Here is a 10,385-nt window from a genome sequence, read left to right as displayed (position 1 = left end):
TAAATACCGGCATGAACAGTAACCAGATCGCCTGGCATTGCCAGGTTTGAAGCAGCCGTAATCGTTTTCAATGGACTAGCTAATGAGCCATCATTACTATCACTTCCATTGACCGAAACATGATATTCTTTGTATTGGGATTTGGTAACTGTTGCTTTGTTTTGTGCTGAAGCAGAAATGCAGGTCAGTAAAAAGAAAAAAACAATGAACCTTTCTATTTTCATTTTCATTTTCATGATTTTATTTTAGTAATTCTTAACATTGGTGGTATTGGATCAAAATATTTTTTTTTGAAAAGAGCACCAACAAAAACAGGCATAGTTCCACATGCATATCACATTTGGTGTATAAATAGTTTTTAACCGAAGCTGATGCATCCATAATATACTTTTTCACTGTTTCTTTTGAAATCTTCATTTGTGATGCGATTTCGTTGTGTGTCAATCCTTCTAAACGACTTAACTCAAATGCTTTCTTTTGCTGCGGAGACAGCCGGGCGATTGCTTCCTGCAATGTTTTTTTTGTTTCCTGCCATTGCACTACATCCTGGGTGTGGTTGCTGAAAGCTGGTTGCAGTGTTGCTTCCTTAAGGTATTTTTCAGCGTTGGCCTGCTTACGCAGCATATTGTAAATTTGATTGTGGAGCAGAGTATTAAGGTAAGCTGAAAAGTTATTGATTCCGGGCAGTGTTTCTTTATTCAACCATAATTTCAAGAAAATTTCCTGCAGCACATCTTCTGCCATCGCTTCTGACTTCAGCAACTTGAGAGAAACGTAATACACTTTATTCCTGTGCAGCTGATATAATTGTTTAGACGCTTCTGCACAGCCTTTGGCCACATCAGTGATCTTTAGTTGTTCGTCCAAATCATTCATAACTAAAAAAGCAATCGTCGTAAAATCACGAAATAACGGACATGATCGCTGGAAAACAGATGCTATTTTGACAATTACTGATGTTATTTTTGCATTGCATTATAAATAAAATAAATAAGGGGCTTAGAAAAGCCCCTTGTGTGTTTAAATTATATGAGAGAACAATGTAGTTTCCCAATCATCTATTTCAAGATAAATGTCCGTGGCTGGTTAGCGCCAATTTCAAATGCAAAAGAATTATTGGAAATCGTAATTCCGTTTTCATCCAATTGTTCACCTCGTAAATTACAGAGGTAAGCTTTTTTGAATGAGGCATTTCCAGGGAGTGTTACGGTACATTTCCCCGAACGGCCTGCTTCTTCCCAAAAACGAATCATCCCTTCATTGCCTTGTTTGTTGAATGAAGTAACTATAATACCCTTACGATCCAGTGTAAGTCCGCTTTGGGAATTAGGCAACTCACCGGTGGTTTCATAATTATATGAAAACGCCAGTCCATTCGGTGCATAAAACGCTGCGCTCAAAGGTGTACGTGTTTCTTCCGCAGGGGTAATGAAGGTAGACTCCGCATCATAATTTTTATAACTCCAGATGTAAAATTTAGCCGCGTGCGATCCCTCCACCCATTCTGTAAAATTGGTACCCCAGGCATTGTTATACAAATTAGAAAACACAGTGCCAGTTGAAAGTGTTCTTGTTTTGGAATAAACCCCAATTCCCGGCTGGTCAATACTTACGCCTGGTGTATGTGGACAGTTCAATCCAATGCCACCTGCCTTATCATACATTGCCATTGCTGTGTTGAGAAAATAAAAGTCGTGATTGGTTTTGTTCACCAAATCTTTTTGCGGGTCTACAATACCGCCTGTGCGCAACAGCCGGTATTCCGGTTTGTTTAAAGCAAACGGGAAAGCCACCCAGCCTGCTTCAGGATTGGGTACAGGTTTCTTTCCGTCCAGTCCTACTGTAATTTCAATATAAGGTTGATTTTCGTAAAGCGTATAACTCACCAGGTAACGCTGCGCACTGCTATCATTTAACTGACACATTGCTGTGGCGCGTACCAAGCTTTTATTTTTGAGCCAATCTATTTTATCGCATTTCCCGGTGAATCTAATATGTTGCTGGTTAGGCACCTGGCTCTTTAACCTGATAAACTCCTGGCCTGCCCAATCCTCACTGCCCGGCTTTATATAGTTTTTGTTGTATGCCTCTATTTGTTCCTGTCCCAGTTGTTCATACACATATTCACCAAAAGAATATTTACTCTTAGCATCCACCAGTTCCCGATTGTTTTGCTTGTCAAAGACTGACTGCAATGTTCCCGTGGATGGATTGATGATCAATTTAAAATATTTATTCTCCAATACATTGTTCTGCTCGTTAGCGGAAAGCGATGAAGCAATAGCTCCATCATCATTGGAAACCACAAAAGTTTTATATCCGCCTGCCGGAACATCCATCGCATCAAAAGAAAGCAGGTTATGATCCTGATGGACAGGGATGATCTTTCCTGTTTCGATATCCTTCAGGGCTGTAATGGGCGGTACAGGATGTGACGGATTTTCATAATAGCTTTGAAACAGGGATACACGCCCACTTCTTGCCCATGGCAGGGGATTGTAAACGGTGACATGCGATGTTTTATCTTTCACAGATTTCACTAACTCGAAAAGGAGGTTCCGTTTTAATGGCCATATAGTTTTCTCAGCTTCTTTTGTGTAGGCTGATTTTTCTTCCCATGATTTTTCCAGGAAATAATAATTGCCTGCGGCCCTGTTAATTTTAAATTCATCTCCATATTTCCAGAATAGTTGATGCCCATGCGAAATAGCTCCGCCAAAAGTATGTTCATCAAACAGTAACATATTTTCTGTCGCCTTATTCACGTATTTGTCAATTGAAACGTCTTTGCCTTTCCATAAATTCATGTGCGTATTCAACTGCTCGGTCACATAAGTTTCACGTTGAAAAACTTTGTTTGTTTTCACTTCCTCCGGCATAGACATAAAGCCATGAATCCAAGTATCCGGCATATCGCCTTTTACGACCGGTAATTTTGGATTTTCCTTCATCAACAAATCATAAAAATCAGAAATCCTTCCGATGTGTATGCGTGCATTGGGCATTTTCTCTTTTGCCTCTTTTAATAAGGCTGCTACCTCTTTAGGATCGGGGGCTCCTGTGTTTTCATGCGTATGAATCATAGCCAGCCATGTTTTGTGGGGCCAGTCTTTAGGCGGTAAAATTCCGGAGCCATAATACTGCGCCCAATAAAAGGTGAGCAGTTTTGAACCATCAGGCCCCTGCCACCAAAACAAGGTTGGCACATCGGGTGAAGTTGAACCGGGATTACAACCGATATGTAAAATATCCACACCTGCGTTTTTTAATAAAGTCGGGATGACCCATGAATGCTCGGGCACATCGGTGAACTTGGCATCACGCGCAGGTTTTAATCCATAGCGGCGGTTGATATTATTTGCAAACGACAATCCACGGGTGAGATTTTCCAAGTCGCTTGACTCAGTTTCCAAAGTAAATGGCAAGGCATGAGGAACGATCCGTTTTTCTTTAATGGCTTTTTCCAGCCGCCCTTTATTTTGAGGAGAACAATTATCAAGCATGTATTGCAAAGGCCATGCAGGAATTGTCCATACAAACTGTTCATTCTTAGGCAGAGAAGCCGTTTGGTCAATAAAAGCTAGAGTTTTATCCAGCATAGGGCCGGAGTATTTCTGAAGCACTGCCTCGGCCCAGTCTGTATAGCCTATATCAACATGCATTTTAAAGGCCACCACGATATCCGTAACAGTATTATTTACTGCACCTTTCCCTGCATCAACAGCACTGATCTGTGCTTGTAACAGAACAGGGAAGGCCAATAGAAATGTCAATTTTAATTTTTTCATACGAGTATGCACATAAAGTAACAAGAATGATTGTTTTCAAACAGATGCTATTGTGATCAATACTGATGGCATATTAGCCTCTTATTAAATCAAGAAATAAGGAGCCTGGAAAAGCCCCTTAGAAATTAACAATAAACCTGCATTATAAATGGAGAACTTCATCACTTAATTAAAAGCCAGTTTGCCGCTTGAAGTTTGCAACAGTTCGGGCGTTCCTTTGGCACGTAATTCAATTTTTATATCTGCGCCATTTTCACCGGAGTATTTCCCATCGAAAATGATGTCGTTGTTGCCGTTTGCAAACTGTGGCAAGGGTTTGCTTAATGTTATTGTTTGCAACAGTTGCCATTGCTTGTTGTACAGTTTTACGGTCTTACCATCACAATACAAAAACTGGTTGCGCTTCAAACTAACAGGTAACACCAATGCATCCTGCTGGTTGATAGCTATAGAAGGATTATCGAAAGACACATCCGGGTCGCTATCTTTTTTGGGCGCCATTGTCATGATAAAAGCCATTGGCTGTGCAGCCGCAGGATTATTGAACTGGAAAGTTGAGAATACAGGTTCACCGGGCTGTTTTATCTTTTGCTCGTGCACCAGGAAGGTATTATATACCGGTACTAACTGATAAGCGCCATCAGCAGTGGTTTGCAGGTGGAATTCATTTTTAGTATCCTGCATGCGTTGTTTTTGAGCAGCAGTAAACAAATTAGCTTGTCTTGCTTTTTCCCACAGTTTGATCGTGGCCAGGATCTCATCTTTACGACCATGTTTCTTTAGTGTTTCGATACTGGTAGACAATCCAAAGCCTGCATCAAAACCAGCACCTCTTGCCAGCATCCATTCAATATCTTCCAGCGTAGTTTCGGCTTTCAGGCTAAACCATCCCAACATGGAAGGCATCAGGTTGCGACGATAAAAATGCTGGTTTTTCAAGCGCAACTGCAACTGGCTTTCACGGAAACTAGCATACCAGGGCTCGCCCCAATTCATACGGGTGTAGATGTGCCAAAAGAAGTGTCCAGGATTGCTGGCATCGTTGATCACTTTGCCTTTCAATTCAGGCTTGAGGTTATCGAACCAGGTTTTGGTAAATAATTGTTTGCCATAATCGCCCATACCCTCACTCCAGCAGCCTTCGAGTCCATCGAAAGAAATTTGCATCAAGCCGGTTTCGTTAAACAAACGAGCGATCGTTTTAGCCATTTCCTGGTCCAGTTCATAGTTACCCAGGAAGACCTTATAACCATGATCCATCAGTTTGCCGATGCTGTCGTTGGCATTGTGAGATGTTGCTTTTGTATTAAAGGCACCTCTTTGACAATCTAATAGTTTCCAGGGTGCAACGTCTGAAACCTTGCTATAACGAATGATCTCATTTCCAACTACGACTGCTTTGAGTGTATTATTTTGATACTGGTTGAAAAATCCAGGTTCTTTGATCTCGATCTCTTTTGTATCTACGCCAATGTTATTGACTAATTGGGAATATCCCACTTTTGCCAGGCGGGCATCGGGCACAGGGGTTACATAAGGATCGTTGGTTGTAATAAAGTTGGAAAGCGTGTGGAGACCCAGGCGCATATTCTGAGCTTTGGCTTTATCCACGCAGTCTTTTAAACTGGCCCAGTTGTTTGGAAACTCCTTGCTATTCAACTTAAAATGCCCCCAGGTATCAAACGGGCCACCATGGTAGAGGTAACGAAGCCCGGCCTGGCGTGTCAGGTCAAGTGCTTCCTGTAAGTTACTTTCTCCGAAATCCATGATCAGGTATGATTCGGATGCATGACGGGCTTCTTTGGCCCATACGCCATCCAACATGGGATGCGGCAGGTTCTCTTTTTGCTCAATAGTAGAAATGGTGGATAATACCCCGGAAGTAGCCACACCAAACATGGCCAGCTTACTGCCGATCACTCCTCCGTCCTGGGGAAACGCAGGTGCCAGGTAGCGGGGATGGCTCCAGTTATCAATTATACGGTCTTTATTACGATTGCGGGTATATGCCTGTAAGAGGCTGCCATAAGGCATTATTTTGGCCACATCGCCCCGGAACAATTGCTTGTTCAGGTCATCTTTGTTTATATCCACTGTGTTTCCATTCGTAAACACATCATAAGATGGTTGGATATCGCTTTCCACCTCAGGACTGCCGCCCAGGGTTTTCACATTCAGCGCCTGGATGCCAATGGCAAAATTGGCATTACGCACCACGCCTACTACTTCGCCAACCGTATCAGCGATATTGGTAGGGAATGGGCCCCATTGCACCCAATCAACCTGGTCTGCATGGGTCAGTTTCATCAATTCAAAAGTGATGTATTGATCATTCTGCTTTACTTTGATCGTAGCTTCCTCTCCTACCTGCGGATAAGACAACTGGATTTCCGAAGTTTTCGCATTCCATACACAACGCTGGGGCGCCAGCAACTGTCCATTCTTTTTAATACTCAATAATGCAGTTGCCTTTTCTGCGACCAGAAATTCTTTCTGCAGTTTTAAGCTTTTCATACTGGCCAGTTTACCAGAAGCATCGAGTTGCATGCCCCATTGCTTTGTTTTCAACTGCACCTGGGCATCTGCATCCTGCACCATTGCTCCAAAAACAAACAGGCAGAATGGCAACGCCATTCTGCCATATATTTTCTTTATCATGAAATCATTTTGGGGCTAAAATATGGGAAGGACGCCCTTAAGACAACATCAAAATTGACCGGAGTTGATGCTATTTTTGCACACCGCACAAATGTTTGTTAATATTTCTTCCTATATACATTCACTCCATGAAATCACAAGTACGGGGAACCATGAGCTTAATTTAGTCTGTTAAAGAAATAGCTTTTTTATATACAGCATTTGCAAGCCCAACATAGTCTTTAATTGTTTTTTCCTCATACTTCTCACCGGTCTTGTTTGCCCAGTCTTTTTCCATAGCATAAAAATCTATAGCTTTTGCACCTTCTGAATTGCCCTCTAATTCAGCTTGTTTATGATCTATGTATTTTTTCCAGCGGTCATAATAAAGTGTGGACAATTACCCATCAGCCACCAGGCTGTATAAGAAGGACCGGGAATAAAATCGTCAATTTCTTTTTGTGTACATTCCAAACGCTGCAATGTATTGTACCAAACCTGTTCCATGCCAACCATCGCCAGTGAGGTAGTGACCCCATTCAATGCCATCCAGTCTAATGCAGTCTCCCACTCCTTCCATCTCCAGAAGCTCATCGAGTAATTGAAGGTGCAATAATTAAATGCATAACGGTATTCTGCCTGGCTTACATGGCGTTCCGGTGCATTTACCTGAGGCAGCGACCTGATTGGTTTGAGGTTAGAACTTTGAAGCGCCATCATTTGGTGGCAATAATATTTCAGGTACCAATTGATCCCCTGCCCGGCAGATGGCACGGAAGACGCGGAGATTGTCAATTTATCTTTTGTTGTAGCCAATTCGAATACATCCTGTCCATTTTGTTTTTCTATAGGCTTAAAAATTACCCTTCCTTATAAGGATGGTATTTGTCTTTTCACCAGGTCGTTCAGGGGTGAAAAATCAATTTTATTTTGTGCTGAAGCAGAAATACTGGTTAGTAAAAAGCAAAAACCAATGAGACCTGCTTTTTTTATTCTTGTCATTTTTAGTTGAAACATGATTTTATTGTAGCTATTCAGAAACTGAAAATATGCGTTTTTGTACTTATCAATTATGATCCAACCAAAGGTGTTATTTTACCATTAAAGTATTGTACAGATTAATATTGTAGTACTATATTGTAAATTGTCCCCACCAGCTTCGTTACAATGTTCCTGATCTTAGAATTTGGCTGTAACCTCTTTGCCTTTGTAGGTTATTGTTTTTGAATTTTGATTGTTCACCAATACTATATTGAATTTTCTTGTACTGAGCATGCCAGGAAAACTGCCCTTACGATCTTTGATGGTTAATGTACGAGCCTGATCATTCCAGTTAAAAGTAATTTCAGCGTATTTGCCTTGCTCGTAATTGTAGTTATTGTTTTCATCCTCATACAAAGTGAATGCAGCATCAGCACCAGGATAAATGCGCAACTCCAGGTTATTCCACTTCTTTTCTTCCGCATACTGAACCTTTGGCCCCCAGGGCACAATAGAACCGCCTTTCACGTATAAGGGAATGATGTCGATTGGTGTTGCTTTATCCACAGCTTTGCCGCCGTCAGTACGTTCGCCAGTCCAGAAGTCGTACCATACAGCACCGGCAGGCAGGTAAACAGATTGGGTAGTGGTCCCTTTATCCGTTACAGGGGATACTAAAAATGACTTTCCAAACAGGTACTCATTATCGATATCATACACCTTCTTGTCATTTACAAAATCCATATACAAAGCACGGATGATAGAACCGGAATGACTGGTTACATCCCATGCAGTAGCGTATAAATAGGGTAAAAGCTGGTAGCGTAAATTGATGAATTTCTCCTGAACATCAAATGGCCATTCACCACGATTACCAAATTGGTAGATTTCCCTGGGAATGCTTGTTCCATGGGAACGCATCATGGGGGTAAAAGTTGCAAACTGCATCCAGCGGGTATAGAGTTCCTGGAATTCAGGATTCTTTGCTCCTTTCGGAAAACCTTCTCCAATGAAGCCCCCAATATCAGTGTTCCAATAGGGAATACCGCACAAAGAAAAGTTCAAACCTGCAGGTACCTGTTTGCGAAGTGTCTCCCAGTTGGAATGCACATCACCACTCCAGGTGTTGGCACCATAGCGCTGCTGGCCGGCAAAGGCTGAGCGGGTAAGGATCATTACCCTTTTATCAGAAGTTGACTGCCGCTGATGATCGTATACGCCACCTACATGTTGCAAAGGGAAAGCATTGCGCACACTGCGAAAAGTGCCGAGGTAAGTAGGCAGGTCAAAGTCGCTTTCTTTCAGGTTTGAATGATCTGGCTCAGATGAATCCAACCACCATGCATCGGAATTTAAGGAGAACACGCCTTTGTCCAAGTAACGCCAATAGATATCGCGAGCCATAGGGTTGTAAACATCATAAGGCGTGGACATGAACCTGGGAGGATAGGTTTCAAAATTGAGCAGCATCTTTTTTTCCTTCAGTTCTTTATACTGAGGGGTATTGGGACCAAAGCCCGGCCATGCCACAAAAAAGATATGAGCATTCAGTTGGTGCACACTATCGATCAGTTCTTTTGGACGGGGATAAGTTGAGGGTTCAAAACTCATAGCATTCCAGTTGCTGTCTTTACCCCAATACTGCCAGTCCTGGATGATGCCATCCAGGGGTACTTTCAGGCTTCGGTATTTCTTTACCACATTCAAAAGCTCGTATTGGGTTCTATAGCGCTCCCTGGATTGGTTGAAGCCATACACCCAGAGTGGCATCAGGGGTGCCTGTCCTGTTAAATCACGCATTTGGGCAATCACGCCATCAGCACTGCCACCATACAGGAAATAATAGTCGGAGCCATCCCCTACTTCCGAATCAAAAGAAGTTTCATGGGGATTATCTAAAAAGGTGGTAGGTGCATAGTTATCCCAAAACACGCCATATCCTTTTACTGATTGAAAGAAGGGAATGCAAACCTTCGTGTTATCCTGGCGCAGGAACACCTTTTGGCCGCGCTGGTTCATTTTACCGTTTTGCTGTTGACCAAGCCCATAGATAACCTCGTCTTTGTCCAACCGGAAGGCCTGGCGAACACTGTAGGTATTCTTGTTGACATCTTTAATGGCAGTGAACTGTGAGCCATAATCTTTTTCAGTAAAGAGCAGACCGCCATTGAGGTTACTGAAAGCAACTTTACCTGTCTGCAGATCAAGTGCTACTTGCAGGGCTTCACTCTTCAGCAGAACGGCATTTCCCTGCTGCTGAATTTGCAAAGGAGTGGCGGCTGGCGTTTTAATGACCGAAAGACTTTGCTTATTAAAGGAAGTACCTTCGGGTGCTTTGATTACCCGGACAATCCGGGAATTGAAAAACTGCACTTCAACTGTTAAACCATCCACGCTCGTTTTAATACCTGTATTGGTTTTGGTAAAGTTCTGGCAAAGCCCCACATGGGTTATCAACAGTAAAAGAAAGGACAGCAGGGACAACTTACCATGGGGATTCTTTATCATATCAATACATTTTTGGGAGGCTAAAAGTACAAGAGAGTTTTTGTTCAGACCTTTTCTAATTTGACCAATGTTGATGTTTTATTTGCAGCACAGAGGAAAGTAACCTTATTCAATTCAAATATAAGAGCCAAGCTCATCTAGTCATAATAACTTTTAAAGTACCGGGGCTTTTTTTAATGGATATGCATGTAGTTAATAAAACGAGTAGGGGCTAGAAAGCCCCTACGAAATTAATCAAGCTATGATTGCCACATGAGAGAACTATTTTAGCATGGTTGTTTTTGGAGCATCGAAACTGAGTTATAAAGTTGACCATTTTATACTCATTCTACTACCACTATTTTGACTACTACTGATGATATTTTTACAATTACCGGGATTTTCCCTGTGTTATTTTGACACATACAATCAACTAACCGGTGTATAGACTAGTAGGCCAGAGGAGGGCTTTGGCGATGAGGAAATTGTCAT

General features: G+C 42.1%; 8 protein-coding genes. All 8 read right to left on the bottom strand.

Annotated features, from left to right (window positions below; genetic code table 11):
* Positions 1 to 230: DUF1565 domain-containing protein (locus tag OCK74_RS26160; protein ID WP_279300072.1), on the bottom strand; the 230-nt coding region annotated here is incomplete at its 3' end.
* 25 nt (positions 231 to 255) lie between these two features.
* Positions 256 to 876 (bottom strand): RNA polymerase sigma factor, encoded by a 621-nt coding sequence (locus tag OCK74_RS26155; RefSeq protein ID WP_279300071.1) that lies wholly within the window; start codon positions 874 to 876, stop codon positions 256 to 258.
* 182 nt (positions 877 to 1,058) lie between these two features.
* A complete protein-coding gene (locus tag OCK74_RS26150) occupies positions 1,059 to 3,788 on the bottom strand; it encodes a glycoside hydrolase family 38 C-terminal domain-containing protein (protein ID WP_279300070.1) in 2,730 nt (909 codons plus the stop codon).
* Positions 3,789 to 3,953: 165 nt separating this feature from the next.
* The gene (locus OCK74_RS26145; protein ID WP_279300069.1) at positions 3,954 to 6,446 is read right to left on the bottom strand and encodes a hypothetical protein; all 2,493 of its coding nucleotides are present in this window, start codon (positions 6,444 to 6,446) and stop codon (positions 3,954 to 3,956) included.
* A 163-nt stretch (positions 6,447 to 6,609) separates the two neighbouring features.
* A complete protein-coding gene (locus tag OCK74_RS26140) occupies positions 6,610 to 6,825 on the bottom strand; it encodes an alpha-N-acetylglucosaminidase C-terminal domain-containing protein (RefSeq protein WP_279300068.1) in 216 nt (71 codons plus the stop codon).
* A complete protein-coding gene (locus tag OCK74_RS26135; RefSeq protein ID WP_279300073.1) occupies positions 6,786 to 7,274 on the bottom strand; it encodes an alpha-N-acetylglucosaminidase TIM-barrel domain-containing protein in 489 nt (162 codons plus the stop codon). The genes OCK74_RS26140 and OCK74_RS26135 overlap by 40 nt, the downstream gene beginning before the upstream one ends.
* 21 nt (positions 7,275 to 7,295) lie before the next feature.
* On the bottom strand, positions 7,296 to 7,427 hold the full coding sequence (locus tag OCK74_RS26130) for a hypothetical protein (protein WP_279300067.1): 132 nt from the start codon (positions 7,425 to 7,427) through the stop codon (positions 7,296 to 7,298).
* A gap of 177 nt (positions 7,428 to 7,604) precedes the next feature.
* The gene (locus OCK74_RS26125) at positions 7,605 to 9,914 is read right to left on the bottom strand and encodes a glycoside hydrolase family 31 protein (RefSeq protein ID WP_279300066.1); all 2,310 of its coding nucleotides are present in this window, start codon (positions 9,912 to 9,914) and stop codon (positions 7,605 to 7,607) included.
* Between the last annotated feature and the right edge of the window lie 471 nt (positions 9,915 to 10,385).

Source organism: Paraflavisolibacter caeni (assembly GCF_025628885.1).
GTDB classification, from domain to species: domain Bacteria; phylum Bacteroidota; class Bacteroidia; order Chitinophagales; family Chitinophagaceae; genus Flavisolibacter; species Flavisolibacter caeni.
This window is presented reverse-complemented; position numbering and strand designations above follow the sequence as displayed.